14 protein-coding genes are annotated in these 15,168 nt (G+C 70.3%); 4 read left to right on the forward strand and 10 right to left on the reverse strand.

What is annotated here, in order from left to right:
• Positions 1–64 precede the first annotated feature (64 nt).
• From ACYQ1L_RS01700 to ACYQ1L_RS01710, 3 genes are read right to left on the reverse strand one after another with little or no spacing between them, the layout of a single operon-like run.
• The gene (locus ACYQ1L_RS01700) at positions 65–1,402 is read right to left on the reverse strand and encodes an ABC transporter substrate-binding protein (RefSeq protein ID WP_460002518.1); all 1,338 of its coding nucleotides are present in this window, start codon (positions 1,400–1,402) and stop codon (positions 65–67) included.
• Positions 1,403–1,445: 43 nt separating this feature from the next.
• Positions 1,446–2,318, reverse strand: coding sequence for a carbohydrate ABC transporter permease (locus tag ACYQ1L_RS01705; RefSeq protein WP_460002520.1), 873 nt, complete (start codon positions 2,316–2,318; stop codon positions 1,446–1,448).
• Between the two features lies 1 nt (position 2,319).
• Positions 2,320–3,219, reverse strand: coding sequence for a carbohydrate ABC transporter permease (locus tag ACYQ1L_RS01710; protein WP_460002521.1), 900 nt, complete (start codon positions 3,217–3,219; stop codon positions 2,320–2,322).
• Between the two features lie 93 nt (positions 3,220–3,312).
• Here ACYQ1L_RS01710 and ACYQ1L_RS01715 point away from each other — a divergent pair, with 93 nt between their 5' ends.
• On the forward strand, positions 3,313–4,386 hold the full coding sequence (locus ACYQ1L_RS01715; protein ID WP_460002523.1) for a LacI family DNA-binding transcriptional regulator: 1,074 nt from the start codon (positions 3,313–3,315) through the stop codon (positions 4,384–4,386).
• 9 nt (positions 4,387–4,395) lie between these two features.
• On the opposite strand, the gene ACYQ1L_RS01720 is transcribed toward ACYQ1L_RS01715, so the two are convergent.
• The 3 genes from ACYQ1L_RS01720 to ACYQ1L_RS01730 all read right to left on the reverse strand — a co-directional run bounded on the left by ACYQ1L_RS01720 (position 4,396) and on the right by ACYQ1L_RS01730 (position 6,662).
• On the reverse strand, positions 4,396–5,220 hold the full coding sequence (locus tag ACYQ1L_RS01720; RefSeq protein WP_460002525.1) for an MOSC domain-containing protein: 825 nt from the start codon (positions 5,218–5,220) through the stop codon (positions 4,396–4,398).
• 46 nt (positions 5,221–5,266) lie between these two features.
• Complete coding sequence (locus tag ACYQ1L_RS01725) at positions 5,267–6,298, reverse strand: LacI family DNA-binding transcriptional regulator (protein WP_460002526.1); 1,032 nt, start codon at positions 6,296–6,298, stop codon at positions 5,267–5,269.
• A 178-nt stretch (positions 6,299–6,476) separates the two neighbouring features.
• Entirely contained in the window at positions 6,477–6,662 is a 186-nt protein-coding gene (locus ACYQ1L_RS01730) for a DUF3073 domain-containing protein (RefSeq protein WP_159577147.1), read from the reverse strand.
• A 163-nt stretch (positions 6,663–6,825) separates the two neighbouring features.
• On the opposite strand from ACYQ1L_RS01730, the gene ACYQ1L_RS01735 reads away from it, so the two are divergent.
• Positions 6,826–7,368, forward strand: a complete 543-nt coding sequence (locus ACYQ1L_RS01735; protein ID WP_460002527.1) for a universal stress protein — start codon at positions 6,826–6,828, stop codon at positions 7,366–7,368.
• A 169-nt stretch (positions 7,369–7,537) separates the two neighbouring features.
• On the opposite strand, the gene ACYQ1L_RS01740 is transcribed toward ACYQ1L_RS01735, so the two are convergent.
• From ACYQ1L_RS01740 to ACYQ1L_RS01750, 3 genes are all read right to left on the reverse strand, one after another.
• A complete protein-coding gene (locus ACYQ1L_RS01740) occupies positions 7,538–8,182 on the reverse strand; it encodes a PadR family transcriptional regulator (protein WP_460002529.1) in 645 nt (214 codons plus the stop codon).
• Complete coding sequence (locus tag ACYQ1L_RS01745; RefSeq protein WP_460002530.1) at positions 8,179–9,030, reverse strand: DUF4097 family beta strand repeat-containing protein; 852 nt, start codon at positions 9,028–9,030, stop codon at positions 8,179–8,181. Before ACYQ1L_RS01745 ends, ACYQ1L_RS01740 begins: the two co-directional genes overlap by 4 nt.
• A 251-nt stretch (positions 9,031–9,281) precedes the next feature.
• Positions 9,282–11,852, reverse strand: coding sequence for a glycogen/starch/alpha-glucan phosphorylase (locus ACYQ1L_RS01750; RefSeq protein WP_460002532.1), 2,571 nt, complete (start codon positions 11,850–11,852; stop codon positions 9,282–9,284).
• A 53-nt stretch (positions 11,853–11,905) separates the two neighbouring features.
• On the opposite strand from ACYQ1L_RS01750, the gene ACYQ1L_RS01755 reads away from it, so the two are divergent.
• Both ACYQ1L_RS01755 and ACYQ1L_RS01760 read left to right on the forward strand, forming a co-directional pair.
• Complete coding sequence (locus ACYQ1L_RS01755) at positions 11,906–12,730, forward strand: MerR family transcriptional regulator (protein WP_460002533.1); 825 nt, start codon at positions 11,906–11,908, stop codon at positions 12,728–12,730.
• Positions 12,731–12,926: 196 nt separating this feature from the next.
• Positions 12,927–14,312, forward strand: a complete 1,386-nt coding sequence (locus tag ACYQ1L_RS01760; protein ID WP_460002534.1) for a flavin monoamine oxidase family protein — start codon at positions 12,927–12,929, stop codon at positions 14,310–14,312.
• Here the strand turns inward: ACYQ1L_RS01760 and ACYQ1L_RS01765 are convergent.
• Positions 14,290–15,024, reverse strand: coding sequence for a Pr6Pr family membrane protein (locus tag ACYQ1L_RS01765; protein ID WP_460002535.1), 735 nt, complete (start codon positions 15,022–15,024; stop codon positions 14,290–14,292). The two genes, ACYQ1L_RS01760 and ACYQ1L_RS01765, sit on opposite strands and share 23 nt — an antisense overlap.
• Positions 15,025–15,168 lie beyond the last annotated feature (144 nt).

The following is a 15,168-nucleotide window of genomic DNA, read 5'->3' on the forward strand; positions in this document are numbered from 1 at the left end:
GGCGCCGGACGGTTCGGGGAGGAGGCGGGCGCCCCCTCCCCGAAGCAGCGAGGTGCGGGTGGGATTACTTGTTGACGGAGAAGCCCTGGCTGTTGCCGTACTTGACGAGCGCCTCCTGCCAGGCCTTGAGGCCGTCGTTCAGGTCGGACTTGTTCTGGTAGGCCTGGCCGACGGTGTCGCCGAAGATGCTGTTCGCATACACCTGGAACGGCAGGTAGCTCCAGCCGCTGCGCACGTCCTTCGAGCCCTGCGTCAGCACCTCGTTGATCTTCTGCCCGCCGAAGTAGTCGGGCGCCGCGGCGAGGAACTCCGGGTCCTCCAGGTCGGCCGTGGTCGACGGGAAGCCGCCCGACTTCAGGAACACGTCGATCGACGCCTTGTCGCTGTTCAGCCAGCGCAGGAACGCGGCCGCCAGTGCGGGGTTCTTCGACTGCTTGGTGACCGACTGGCCGCCGCCGCCGTTCTCGGCGTTCGCGGCCGTGCCGTCGTACGTCGGCGTCGGGGCGACGCGCCAGTCGCCGGACGCGCTCGCGACGCTCGACTCGAGCACGCCCGGCATCCAGGCGCCGATCACGAGCGAGGCGATGGAGCCGTCGCCGAGGCCCTTGTACCACTCGTCCGACCAGCCGGGAGTGGTGGAGAGCAGGCCCTCCTGGGAGAGCTGGTTCCAGATCGACGTCCACTTCTTCACGCCCTCGTCGGCGAGGTCGATCGTGACCTTCGTGCCGTCGGTGGTGAACGGCTTGCCGCCGGCCTGCCAGATCATGCTCGTGGCGAAGCCGGAGTCTCCGGTGTCGGCGGTGATGTACTTCGTCGGATCGGCCGCGTGCAGCTTCTTGGCGGCGGCGACGTACTCGTCCCACGTCTTCGGCACCTCGATGCCGTAGGTGTCGAACACCTTCTTGTTGTAGAACAGCGCCATCGGGCCGGAGTCCTGCGGGAGGCCGACGAGTTTGCCGCCGATGTTCACGGCGCCCCAGGTGGAGGCGCTGTACTTCGACTTCAGGTCGGCCATGCCGTACGCCGACAGGTCGACGAGCGCGTCCGAGAGGGCGAACTGCGGCATCGCGTAGTACTCGATCTGCACGACGTCGGGCGCACCCGATCCCGCCTTGATGGCGTTCTGCAGCTTCGTGTACTCCTCGGTGTTGGTGCCCGCGTTGACGAGGTTCACCTTCACGTTCGGGTAGGCCTTCTCGAAGGCGGCGACCTGGGCCTCGGCGCTGGGCGTCCAGGACCAGTAGGTGATCTCGCCGCCCTTCTTCAGCGCGGCGTCCAGATCCGAGGCGGATCCGGATCCGCCCGAGGTGCCTCCGGCGGAGCAGCCGGCGAGGGCGCCGATCGTGGCGATGACGGCGGTCGCGGCGATCAGGATGCGGCGCACTGCGCGCGTGCGTGCCATGGGTTTCTCCTTCACTTCGTTGTGGTTGCGGTGCAGGGGTGCGTCATTGCTTGACGCTGCCAGCGCTGAGACCCGCCTGCCAGAACCGCTGCAGCAGGAGGAATGCGATGACGATCGGGACGATCGTGAGGACGGACCCCATGATCACGAGGTTGTAGATGGGCTGCGCGCTGACGCCCGAGGCCTGCGCCGCCCACTGGTTGAGCCCGACGCTGAGCGGATACCAGGAGGGGTCGCTCAGCATGATGAGGGGCAGGAAGTAGTTGTTCCAGGTCGCGACGACCGTGAACAGGACCACCGTGACGACGCCCGGTGCGAGCAGGCGCAGAGCGATCGTGAAGAAGATCCGGAATTCGCCGGCGCCGTCGATCCGGGCGGCCTCGAGCAGCTCCGCCGGGACTGCGTCCGAGGCGAACACCCACATCAGGTACAGGCCGAACGGGCTGATCAGCGAGGGGATGATCACGGCCCACGGGGTGTTCGTGAGACCCATCTGGCTGAACAGGAGGAACGTCGGCACCGCGAGGGCGGTGCCGGGCACCGCGACCGCGCCGAGGACGACGGCGAACACCGCGCGGCGGCCAGGGAAGCGGTATTTGGCGAGCCCGTACCCGGCGAGCGTGGCGAGCAGCGTCGCGCCGCCCGCGCCGAGCACGACGTACAGCAGGGTGTTGCCGAGCCAGCGCAGGAAGATGCCGTCGCGATAGCTCAGGGTCTGCGCCAGGTTGTCGAAGAAGGCGAAGTCGTTCGAGAACCACAGGCCGAAGGATCCGAACAGACCCGCCTGGGTCTTGGTCGCACTGATCAGCAGCCAGAGGAGCGGCACGAGGGTGTACAGCGCGTACAGGACCATGACGAGCAGGAGCAGCTTCGAGCTGCGGGTGCGCGGTCCGCGCGCGGTCGTGACGGCGGTCATCTCAGCGCACCTCCGCCCGGGATCCGCGCAGCTGCACGACGTAGGCGATCACCGCGGTGATCACGCCCATCACGATGGCGATGGTCGCGGCGTAGTTGAACTGCTGACCGGCGAAGGAGAGGTTGTACGCGTACATGTTCGGCGTGAAGTAGGTGGTGATGACGTTCGGCGCCAGCGGGCGCAGGATGTTCGGCTCGTTGAACAGCTGGAAGCTGCCGATGATCGAGAAGATCGTGGCGATGACGAGCGCGCCGCGCACCGCGGGGATCTTGATGGCGCTCACGATGCGCCACTGCCCTGCACCGTCGAGCGCCGCCGCCTCGTAGAGGTCCGCGGGGATGGTCTTCAGTGCGGAGTAGAAGATCAGCATGTTGTAGCCGACGAACTCCCAGGTGACGATGTTGCCGATCGACGCGAGGATCCATTCCCGGGCGAACGGGGTGAGCAGCTCGAAGCCCACGAGGTGGTTGATGTTGCCGGCGAGACCGAACTGGTCGCCGTAGATATAGCCCCACATGAGCACGGCCACCACCGCGGGCACCGCGTAGGGGAGGAACACCAGGATCCGGAAGAAGGAGGCGCCGCGGAGGCGGCCGCTGTCGATCGCGAGTGCTGCGCCGAGGGCGAGGGCGAGCATGATCGGCACCTGGACGACGAGGAACAGCAGCACGCGGTCGAACGACTCCCAGAACTGCGGGTCGCTCAGGGCCTGGATGTAGTTGTCGAGCCCCACGAAGGCGTTGCCGCCGATGAGCCGCTGACGGAACAGGCTCAGATAGACCGAGTAGGCGAGCGGTGCCAGGAAGACGAGGGCGAACACGGTCAGGAACGGCCCGACGAAGGCCCACCCCCGCCAATCCGCTCGGTCGCGCCGCGGCGCCCGATGCTGCAGTGTCGTCATCGATGTTCTCCTCGTGGGATCCGATCCCGGTATGTCAACGTCAACATACGCAGCCGCGCGCTAGTGTGTCAACGTCAACAGATAGGAGGCGCGATGGGTGCGCATCACGAGGAGCGGACCTCGGATCCGACCGTGCCACCTGCGCGGCGCCGCGAGCCGTCGCTCGAGGATGTGGCGCGTGCCGCCGGGGTCTCCGGTCAGACGGTCTCCCGCGTGGTCAACGCCAAGGGCTACGTCGGCGCTGCGACGAGGGCGAAGGTCGAAGCGGCGATGGTCGAGCTCGGCTACCGCCCCAACAGTGCGGCCCGCGCGCTGCGCTCCGGGCGCTTCCGCGCCATCGGCGTGATCATGTTCACGCTCGCGCCCTACGGCAATCACCGCACTCTCGACGCGATCGCCGTGCGCGCCGCCCAGGCCGGCTACGCGCTCACCCTCATCCCGGTGGACCCTCGCAATCTGTCGACCGTCAGCGGTGCCTTCCACCGGCTGGCCGAGCACGCCGTGGACGGCATCATCATCCTCATCGAAGCGCACCAGCTGGACGGATCCGAGATCGAGATCCCGCCCGGGCTGCCGATCGTGGTCATCGACTCGAACCAGCGCTTCTCGCATCCGTTCGTGGACAACGACCAGGCACTCGGTGCACGACAGGCCACCGACCATCTGCTCGACCTCGGGCACGACACGGTCTGGCATGTCGCGGGGCCGGAGTCGTCCTACGCGGCGACCCGCCGGCGGGAGGCGTGGAAGGCGGCGCTCGAAGAACGCGGGCGCCCCGTGCCCGATGCGCTCGCCGGTGACTGGTCGGCCGAAGCGGGGTTCGCGGCGGGGCGGGAGCTCGCCGCGCGCGACGATGTGACCGCCGTCTTCGCGGCGAACGACAGCATGGCGATCGGCGTTCTGCACGCGCTGCACGAGGCGGGCCGTCGCGTGCCCGAGGACGTGAGCGTGGTGGGTTTCGACGACGTCGCGGATGCCGGCCACGTGTGGCCCCCGCTTACCACGATCCGCCAGCGGTTCGAGGACGTCGGCGCGCTCGCGGTGGATGCGCTCATCGCGGAGCTCGAGGGCCCCGCGGGCGGCGGTTCCGACGCGGCGTCCGGAGACCCGCAGCTCATCCCGACCGAGCTGGTGGTGCGGGCGAGCACGGCGGCGCCGCGCAGCTGACGCGAGGCCTCAGCCGACGACGACCTCGTCGCCCACGCGGATGGTGCCGCCGGTGCCCGCGGTGTCGCCGACCGCGCCGCTCACGCCCGGCAGGATCAGCAGGCGGCCGAGCGTCGGCTCTTCCTGACCGAGGGCTCCGGTGAGCGTCTTCAGCACGCGGGCGTCGCGCTCGCCGGTGTCGGGGTTGGCGTGCGTGGCCAGGCAGCGCACGATCGGGCCGGCGGTGTGCAGGCGCACGTCGCCGATCCGCACCTCGCCCTGCCAACCCAGCTCATCCCAGGCATCCACGCCGCCGATCACGACGTTCGAGCGGAACCTGCGATCGTCGATGTCCTGCTCGAGCGCAGCGCCCAGTGCTTCGATGCTGGCCGTGCTGTGCAGGGAGACGTAGCCGCGATGGCGGTCCTGGAACCGCGAGGTCGCGCCATCCCCGACGAGCACCACGGGCAGCCGTCCCGGCCGGCGCAGGCGCTTCGCATCGGGGGAGCTCAGCACGAACGCCGTGACCGCGTCGGCGAGGGCGATCCGGCCCTCCGCGTCCAGAGCCGCCTCGACGAGCATGTCGTCGCCGTGCTCGATGCGCACGCGCTGCGCCCCGTCGTCGTAGCTCAGCCGCAGCGCCGCGAGTGCGGGGAAGGACTCGAGCGCGAGCCCCTTCGACTTCGGCCAGTGGTCCAGCCCGTCGCGCTCCTCCGCAGCCACCGCATCGGCGAAGCGGAAGGCGAGCACGCGGTCACCAGCGATGCGGCCGTCGGCCTGCACGGTGAGCGCGGGCAGGCTCTCCGGGGTGAAGCCCTTGACGGGATGACGGTAGAGCGCGACGACGTGGGGCATGGATCCATCCTCGCAGTGCCCTGGCAGCGCGCCGCACCGCGAGGCGTCAGCGGGTGCGCGGCGGTGCCGTCGACGCGCGCACGACCAGGTGGGGCACGATCGAGGGGAGCTCGCCGACGAGATCGCGCCCCTCGATCTGGGCGATCACCCGCAGCGCGGCGGCCACGCCCATGGCCTCGAACGGCTGCCGCACCGTGGTGAGGGCGGGGGAGGCGTAGGCCGCGAGTGCGATGTCGTCGACGCTCACCACGGACACGTCCTCGGGCACGGTCCGCCCGGCCTCGTGCAGCGCGCGGATCACCCCGAACGCCATCTCGTCGCTGCTGACGAACACCGCGGTCACGCCCGGGATCGCTGCGATCGTGCGCCCGGCGCGGTACCCGGATTCCGGCGTCCAGTCCGCAGGGATCACCGGAGGCGGCGTGATGCCGCGCTCGCGCAGGGCGCCCTCCCACGCCTCGCGGCGCTGCTTCCCCTCGTCCCAGTACTCGTCGCCGGCGACGTGCCACACGGTCTCGTGTCCGAGGTCGAGGAGATGCTCGACGGCGAGACGGGCGACGAGGTGCTGATCGACGACGAGCGGCGCGTCGTGGTCGAGCGAGATGTGCGAGCTGCGGGTCGCGGGCGTCCGGGTCATGCGCGCGCGCATCGCGGGGCTGTCGAGCTCGACCGGGATCCCCAGCACGATGCCTTCCGCGCCCTGGCGCTCCAGACGGTCGAAGGCCTCCGCGAACGCCTCCGGCGACGCGTGGTCGGCGACCGTCGCCGTCGTCACGGTGTACCCGTTCGCGCTCGCGGCCTGCTGGATGCCGACGCCGAGCGCCGCCGAGGAGTAGCGGTCCGTCGAGACGACGATGACGCCGAGCACGCGGGTGCGCCCCGTGGCGAGAGACGCCGCCGCTCCGTGCACCCGGTAGCCGAGCTCGTCGATCGCGGCGCGCACGCGGCGGGCGGTCTCGGGGCGCACGTTGCCCTGGCCGGAGACGACGCGGGACACGGTCTGCGCGGAGACGCCGGCGAGCCGTGCGACGTCGACCTGATTCGTGACGCGGTCTTCGCGCGGATGGCGGGGGGACATGGGGCAATGGTAGCGATCAGACCGCGCGATCACGCGGCTCGGATGGGTGTGCGGTGGGGGCCTGTGAGCGCAAACATCGGAAGCGCGAACGATGCTCGGCGCGACGCGGGATCATGCGTCTACAACGACGAAACCCCGCCGCGAGCCGAGGCTCGGGCGGGGTTTCGGAGGGCGAGGCTCAGGCCTTTTCGAGCTCGTCCTCGTCTTCGTCGGCGTACTGATCCGCCCACTTGTCGACGTACTGGTCGTCGGGATCCGGATGCCCCAGCTCGCGCTCGAGCGCGGCGTAGTTCACATCCGGACTGTACGCCTTGAGTTCGCGGGCAATCTTCGTGTGCTTTGCCTTCTGACGGCCACGGCCCATGCGCGAGACCCCCTTACTAGAAACAACGGGCATTGCGGGGCCCGTCGTGTTATCAGCGGCACCGGCTCGCGGCCGGTAAGAGTAGCATCCAGGATAGCACGAGGGCCACCTCGCCTCGCCGTGAGGGAAGCCCGCCGCAGCCCGGCCGGAAGGGAACGATGACATGAGTGACACCACCCCCAGCCCCGAGGAACGTGAACTGCAGAACGCGCAGCTGCAGAAGGCCGTGATCGTCGCCCTGCGGCCCGGCCAGCCGCCCCGTGTGCTGACCGAGGCCATGCGCTACGCGACCCTGCTGTCCGCACCGCTCGTGGTCGTGCACGTCGACGTCACGCGCTTCGTGACCTTCGAGGATCCGGACGGGATGGTGCACTCCGCACCCATCGACCTGAACATCGACACGGGGGCCGAGGAGTTCGCCGAGCTCCGCGCCGAGGTGGAGAAGGCGCTCGGCGGATCCGGGCTCACCTGGACGGCACGCCAGCTGGTGGGCGACCCGGCGCTCGCGATCAAGCACCTCGCCGGCGACCTGGACGCGCAGCTCATCGTGGTCGGCACGCGCAGCCGCGGCATCGGCGAGTCGATCCGCGAGTTCTTCACCGGCTCCGTCGCCGCGCGGCTCTCGCACCGCCAGTCGCGGCCGATCCTCGTGGTGCCGCTGCAGGAGCCGATCGCCGACGACAAGAAGGATCCCTGGGCGGAGTAGCTCGCCGGACCTCCCGCGGATCCGGATCCCCTCCTCCGATCCGTTGACCGCTCTGACCCGTTGACCAGTTGACCGCGAGACTGCAGCCCCGCGACGAGACTGCAACAGAGTGCTGCAGTCTCGTCGCACAGTCGCAGTCTCGCGGGTCTTGCGGTCTCGCAGGTCGGATTCAGGGGCGCGCGGGGCCTGCCCCGGCCAGGGCGGAGGTGACTGCGCGCGCCGCCGTGTCGAGCGCGGCATCGAGGTCGCTCACGACCTGCGCCGGCAGCGTGCCGCCCTTCGCCACGTGCGTGCGCAGGTCGGCGCGCACCCGGGCGCGGAACGCGTTGATCGAGGCGTCGGCGCGGCGCAGCTCCTCGCGGCTCGCGATCCGCTCGTCGGCGCGCGCCGAGGCCTCCCGGTACGTCGATGCGGATGCGCCGTCCTGCTCCTCGCGCGCTGCGGCGGCCAGATCCGCGCGGAGGCTCTTCATGGCCTCCTGCACGCTCTGGCGCACCTCGTTCGCGATGAGGCGCACCGAGTCGTTCAGGCCCGCCTCGATGCCCTGCAGGTCGCCCTCTCGGGCGGCGAGCTCCGCCCGCCCGGCATCCGTGATCGCGTAGATCGTGGTGCGTCCGTCGACGGTCTTCGAGACGAGCCCGTCCTCCTCGAGCTTCGCCAGGCGGGGGTAGATCGTGCCGGCGCTGGGCGTGTACGTGCCGCCGGTGCGGTCGGTCAGCGCCTGGATGATCCCGTAGCCGTGCTGCGGGGATTCGGCCAGCAGCGCGAGCAGGTACAGGCGCAGGTCGCCGTGCGAGAAGACGGCGGGGCTCACAGCAGGTCCTCCCCGTCGGAGGTGAACGACACGGGCGCCTCGGCGGCGTCGCGGCGCAGCACGGTGATGTCGCCGGAGACGGTGTTCACGCGCACGTCGGCGAAGGATCCGGACAGCTCGCCCCGCGAGCCCGTGAAGTTCGAGGGGCCGGAGGAGCCGCGCGGGACGCCGTCGATCACGATGCGGCCGCTGAGGGTGCGGGCCACGTAGTTCGCGGCGAGGGCCTCGTCCAGGCGCACGGTCGCGTCGCCGGAGACGCTGTTCAGCGACACCGTGTTGACGGCGCCGGTCGCATCGATGAGCATCGTTCCGGACACGCTGTCGATCGTGGCCTTGCGGATCTCGCCGGTCAGCGCGACGCCGCCGGAGACGGTGTTCGCCATGGCGGTGCCGGCAAGGCCCCGCACCTGGACATCGCCGGAGACGGTGTTGATGTTGAGGTCGCCGCGGTGGGTGTCGACGATGAGGTCGCCCGACACCGTGTTCAGGCGGGCGTCCTCGGTGAGGCCGGAGACGAGCGCGCCCGCGCTGACGACGCCGAGCGTGAGCGCGATATCGCGGGGGACCGCGACGCTGATCTCGGCCTTGGGGCCGCCCGCGCCGAAGTTGCGGAACACCTCGAGGAAGTTGTCCCACCCGATCTGCGGATGGTCGATCTCGATCTGGGTGCCGTCGGATTCGATGCGCAGGTCCTTGACGGTCACGTTGTGCACCTCGATCCGGATGCCCGGCTCGTCGTGCGCGATGACGTCCACCTGCCCGCCGACGAGCCCGATCTTGAGCTTCGACGCGCGCTCGATGTCGATCACGCGCTCCTGCCCGGGGGCGATGAGCCACTTCTCGGTCATGTCTTCTCTCCTGAGTCGGGATCCCGGATCCGCTGATTCGAGATATATCGTGTTTGAGATCGTAACACGATATATCTCGATCGTGTCAAGAGCTCGCTCCGGATCCCGACGACGACGGTCGGATTCTCACTGCGCCGAAACCCCCACGACGCGCCGAGACCCCCTTCCGCGGACGCCGACAGGTGGGGGTCTGGGCGCGGGATGGGGGTCTCGGCGGAAGAGGGAGGTCGAGTTGGGGTTCGGGCGTCGGCTCAGGGCATCGGCGGGGTGTGCCAGATCCGATCGATGTAGTCGCGGATCGAGCGGTCGGAGGAGAAGAAACCGGTCCGCGCGACGTTCAGGATCGCGGAGCGGGTCCACCGATCGGCAGCGGCGTAGGCCGCGTCCACGCGCTTCTGCGCCGCCATGTACGCGGCGTAGTCGGCGAGCACCATGAACCGGTCCTCGTAGAGGAGGTTCGACACGACCGGCTCGAACACCGAGCGGTCCCCGCCGGAGAAGGCGCCCGAGGCGATCAGGTCGATCGCACGGCGAAGCCCGGCGTCGGCCTGGTAGAACTCGGCCGGCCGGTATCCCTGCGCCTGGAGCGCGGCGACCTCGGGCTCGGTCATCCCGAACAGGAAGAAGTTGTCGTCGCCGACGAGCTCGCGGATCTCGACGTTCGCGCCGTCGTCGGTGCCGATCGTGAGCGCGCCGTTCAGCGCGAACTTCATGTTGCCGGTTCCGGACGCCTCCTTGCCGGCGAGCGAGATCTGCTCGCTGAGATCGGCGGCCGGGATCACGCTCTCGGCGAGGGTGACGTTGTAGTTCGGCGGGAACAGGACCTGCAGGCGGCCTTCGAGCCGCGCGTCGGTGTTCACCGTGGATCCGACGGCGTTGATGAGGTGGATGATCCGCTTCGCCATCGCGTAGCCGGGGGCCGCCTTCGCGCCGAACACCACCGTGCGCGGCTGCAGCTCCGCGAGCGGGATGCGCCCCGAGACGACCCCCTCGTACTCGCTCACCACGTGCAGTACCTTGAGCAGCTGGCGCTTGTACTCGTGCAGGCGCTTCACCATGACGTCGACGAGGTGACCGTCGCCGACCCGCATCCCGTCACGGGCCTGCAGCACGTCGTTCAGGCGGCGCTTGTTGCCGGCCTTCACCTCGGCGAAGGAGGCGCGGAAGCCCGCTTCGTCGGCGAACGGCTCGAGCTCGCGGAGCCGCTCCAGGTCGGTGACCCAGCCGTCGCCGATCGCCTCCGTGATGAGCGACGACAGCGCCGGGTTCGCGAGCCGCAGGAACCGGCGCGGGGTCACCCCGTTGGTGACGTTGGTGAACTTGCCCGGGTAGAACGCGTTGAAGTCGGGCAGCACCTTGTCGCGCAGCAGCTGCGAGTGCAGCTCGGCCACGCCGTTCACCTTGGATCCGGCGACCGTGGCGAGGTAGGCCATCCGCACGGCGCGCTCGGGGAACTCCGCGATGATCGACATGTTCCGGATCCGCAGCTCGTCGTCACCGAAACGCTCGCGCACCTGGGCGAGGAACTCCTCGTTGATCCGGTAGATGATCTCCAGGTGCCGCGGGAGAAGGCGGCCCAGCAGCTCGACGGACCAGACCTCGAGGGCCTCGGGCAGCAGGGTGTGGCAGGTGTACGCGAAGCAGCTCTGCGTCACCGACCACGCGGTGTCCCAGTCCAGGCCGCGCTCGTCGACGAGCACCCGCATCAGCTCGGGCACGGCGATCACGGGATGGGTGTCGTTGAGCTGGAAGATCACGCGCTCGCCGAGCCGGGTGAGGTCGTAGCCCTCGGCGAGCATGTTGTCGAGGAAGTCGCGGATGGATGCGGCGACGAAGAAGTACTGCTGCTGCAGCCGCAGCTCCTTGCCCTGCGGGGTCGAGTCCTCGGGGTAGAGCACCTTCGAGATGTTCTCCGCGAAGGTCTGGGCGCGCACGGCCTCCTCGTAGTCGCCCGAGTTGAAGATGCGCAGATCGAACGCGTCGGTCGCCCTCGCGCGCCAGAGTCGCAGCGTGTTCACGCGGCCGTTCTGGAAGCCGGGGACCATGTAGTTGTACGGCACGGCGCTCACGTTCCACGCCGGGATCCAGCGGCTGCGGGTGACGCCGCCGTCGTCATAGGTCTCGGTGCGCCCGCCGAATGAGACGACCTGTGCGCGCTCGGGGTGCGGGAACTCCCACGGCGAACCCAGCGTCAGCCAGGCGTCGGGCTGCTCGACCTGCTGGCCGTCCTCGAAGGTCTGCCGGAAGATGCCGTACTCGTAGCGGATCCCGTATCCGATGCTCGGCACGCCGAGGGTCGCGAGCGAGTCGATGAAGCACGCCGCGAGCCTCCCCAGGCCGCCGTTGCCCAGCCCGGGCTCGATCTCGTGCTCGCGCAGCTCGTCCAGGCTCAGCCCGCAGGCGGCGAGCGCCTCGTCGGCGATCTCGGCGAGGCCGGACGCGAGCAGGTTGTTGTCGAGCTGGCGGCCCAGCAGGTATTCGGCCGACAGGTAGCAGACGCCCTTCGCCTGCGACTCCTTCTGGGCGCGCAGGTCTTCGAGCCAGCGCCCCATCAGGTAGTCGCGCACCGTGTACGCGAGCGCGAGATAGCGGTCGTTCGGGCTGGAGGCGCTCAGACTGACGCCCCGGTCGAAGTTCAGGTTGCGCAGGAACTCCGCGACGAAGCCGTCGACCGTAGCGGGCGGCGGGATCACCGGCGCGAGGGCGAGCGGATGGGTCGCGCCCTCAGGGTGCGGGGCGGCGGTGGTCTCGTGCGACTGCGGGGCATCGGCGGGGGTCACGGTATGACCGTAGCGGCTGGGGCCGTCAGATGCGCTTGACATTGACGCGACGTCAACTTCTAGCCTGGTCTCATCGACGACGGAAGGAGGATCCGATGACGCATCGGGACTGGTCGATCCAGGAGATCGCACGGCTGACCGGCACCACGAGCCGCACGCTGCGGCACTACGACGACATCGGCCTGCTGCCGCCGACGCGGATCGCGTCGAACGGCTACCGGCACTACGACGAAGGCGCCCTCGTGCGCCTGCAGCGCATCCTGCTGCTGCGCGAGCTCGGACTGGGGCTTCCGGCCATCGCCGACGTCGTCGGCAAGGAGCCAGTCTCCGCGCCCGGAGTCGGCGGCCACGCCGAGGCAGCGGCGCTCGAGAGGCATCTCGAGCAGCTGCGCGCGGAGCAGGCTCGGCTGGCGCGGCAGATCGCGTCGGTCGAGCACACCATCACCACATTGAGAGAAGGAGAGGACCTCATGCCTGAGAACATGTTCGACGGCTTCGACCACACGCAGTACAAGGACGAGGTCGAGACCCGCTGGGGCAAGAACGCCTACGCCGACAGCGACCGCTGGTGGCGCGGACTGAGCGCCGACGAGAAGGCGGCGTGGAAGCGGCGCGTCGCCGACCTCGGCGCCGACTGGATCGCCCTGGCCGAGGCGGGAGCGGATCCCGCCTCGCCCGAGGCGCAGGACGTCGCCCGCCGCCACGTCGAGTGGCTGACCGGCATCCCCGGCACGCCCGCATACGGCGCCGGCGCAGAGCGCAAGGCCTACGTGGTCGGTCTGGGCGAGATGTACGTCGCCGACCCGCGCTTCGGCGCGAACTACGCGACCGAGGCGGACCGCGCCGGCACGGAGCAGGGCACCGCCGGTGCCGAGTTCGTCCGCGACGCGCTCCGCATCTACGCGGAGGCGAACCTGTAATCGGATCCCGACCCGGATCCGGATCCGCCGGTCGTCACGACCGTTCTCAGGCTGGATTCCTGCACAGCCGTCGTGTTCACGTGCACATGGCGCGTAGAGGCGAATCCGACCTGAGAACGGTCAGGCCGATCGACGGGCGCCGGCGGCGTGCCATCCCGGGCGCTCGCCCCGCCGCCCGGGATAGGCTGACACCACGATGGGCATCACGCGGCGGAACCTGCTCGTCGGCGCCGGATTCGGTGCCGTCGCGGTCGTGCTCGCGGCCTGCACGCCGGAGCCGCAGCCCACGAAGACGCCCACCCCGGGACCGCCCACGCCGACGCCGACGATCCCGCCGGGCGCCGCCCCCGAACCCGCGGAGTGGATGCGCAGCACGTGGTCGACGGATCCCTACGCACGCGGCGCGATGAGCTACCTGCCCGCCGGTGCGACCCCGCAGCTGCGCGCCGATCTCGCCGAGCCGATCGGCGCTCGTGTCTTCTTCGCGGGCGAGGCCACCGACGACGAGCATCCCGGCACCGTTCCGGGGGCGATCGCCTCCGGCCGACGCGCCGCGCGCGCCGTCGCCGACGTGGCCGCCGCAGGCGAGAGGATCGCGGTCGTGGGCGCCGGAGCGGCCGGAGCGGCTGCGGCGCGCGCCCTCGCCGATGACGGGATGACCGTGACGGTGTTCGAGGCGCGGGAGCGCACCGGTGGGCGGATCCGGTCCGTCGCCGACAAGAGGTGGCCGATCCCGGTCCAGCTGGGCGCCTGGCTCTCCGCCGGCGAGGACGAGGGCACCTTGGGCGCAGAGCTCGCCGCCCAAGGCGTGCACCGCCTGCGCTTCGAGACGCCCACCGGCTGGTCGAAGGACGGCGCCGCCCCGACCGTCGACGAGGCGCGGGTCAAGCAGGCGGTCGCGCAGGCGGCGAACGGCCCCGCGGACGTGTCGATCGTCGCCGCGCTCAAGGCCGCCGGCGCCGATCCCGCCGACCCTGCGCTGGCGGCGGCCCTGGCGTGGCTGCAGGCGACCACGGGCGCCGACACGGCGAAGGCGTCGAGCTGGTACCCGCCGGCGTTCGCGCCCGATGCGCTCGTCGGCGCCGACGGCGACGTGGGCCTGCTCGTCGACACCCCGCTCGCCGACCTCAAGGTCACGCTCGCCTCGCCGGTGACCCGCATCGCGCACGACGACTCCGGGGTGAGCCTGCGCCTCGGCACGGGCGAGTCGCTGTCGTTCGACCGGGTCGTGGTCACGGTGCCGCTGGGCGTGCTGCAGCATCAGGCCGTGGAGTTCGCACCCCCGCTGCCGTTCGCGCAGCGCGGTGCGGTCGCGGCGCTCGCCTCGGGCTACATCGAGACCGTGTGGGCGCAGTTCGACGAGGCGTTCTGGAAGGTCGACGCCGATATCTGGCACGTGATCGGCGGCGATGCGCCGATCCGCACCTGGCTCAACCTGCAGCCCGTCACCGGCAAGCCCGTGCTCGTCGGCCTCGTCGGCGGCGCCGAGGCCGAGGCGTTCGCGAAGCTCGGCGACGCCGAGGCGAAGGCGACGGTGCGCGAATCGCTGCGGTTCTTCGTCAGCGCGACGCCGACGCCGTGATCTCAGCCGGGTCGGACGGATCCGCATCCGCCGCATCCGGGCCCGGGCCATCCGTCTCCGGTCCGCCGGGTTCCTCCGGGTCCGCCGGCACCGTCGGATGCAGCCGGCTCAGGGCGACGAGGCCGCTCGCCACGAGCGCGAAGATGGCGAGCGCGATCGCGCAGGTCAGGATCAGTTCGAGCGGACCGGAGACCTGCCGCGGATCCAGGAAGTAGTACGGGTACCAGCCGACCAGGCCGCCCCGCCAGATCGTGAACACCCCCCAGACGACCGGGTACAGGAGCACGTAGGGGACGATCCGCCAGGACGCGGCACGACGACCCGGGCCGTACACCCACGCCACGACTGTCCACGCCGGCAGCACGAAGTGCAGCACCACGTCGGACCACGGCACCCAGATCGGCACGCCGTGCACCCCGGCCTGCCAGACGATGAGGGCGAACGCGAAGCCCGCGGTGATGGTCCAGCTGAGCACCACCGCACGCGCCGTCGTCAGCCAACGTGGATCCTCCGGGGTCCGCAGCGCGATGATGCCGGCGATCACCGCGAGGACCGCGAAGGCGATGTTCGACTCGATCGTGAGGTATGCGAGGAAGTTCTGGCCGGCGATGGTCTGCGAGCGCAGGCCCCAGAAGAGCCGGTCCACGAGGGCGACGATGCACACGGCCGCGGTGACGAGCCGCGCCCAGCCGAAAGCCGACCTGTATCTCACTCGCGCGTCGTCCTCCTCGGTCGCTCCGAACCGATCGGCGGAGCGCCTCGGGTGGTGCCCGCCACCTGGCCGAGTCTACGGAACCCTGCTGGACGCGGCTCCGGATCCCCCCGGTCGTGTGCGTCGTCGGAAGACGGCGGCGGT

Source organism: Microbacterium xylanilyticum, from assembly GCF_054654695.1.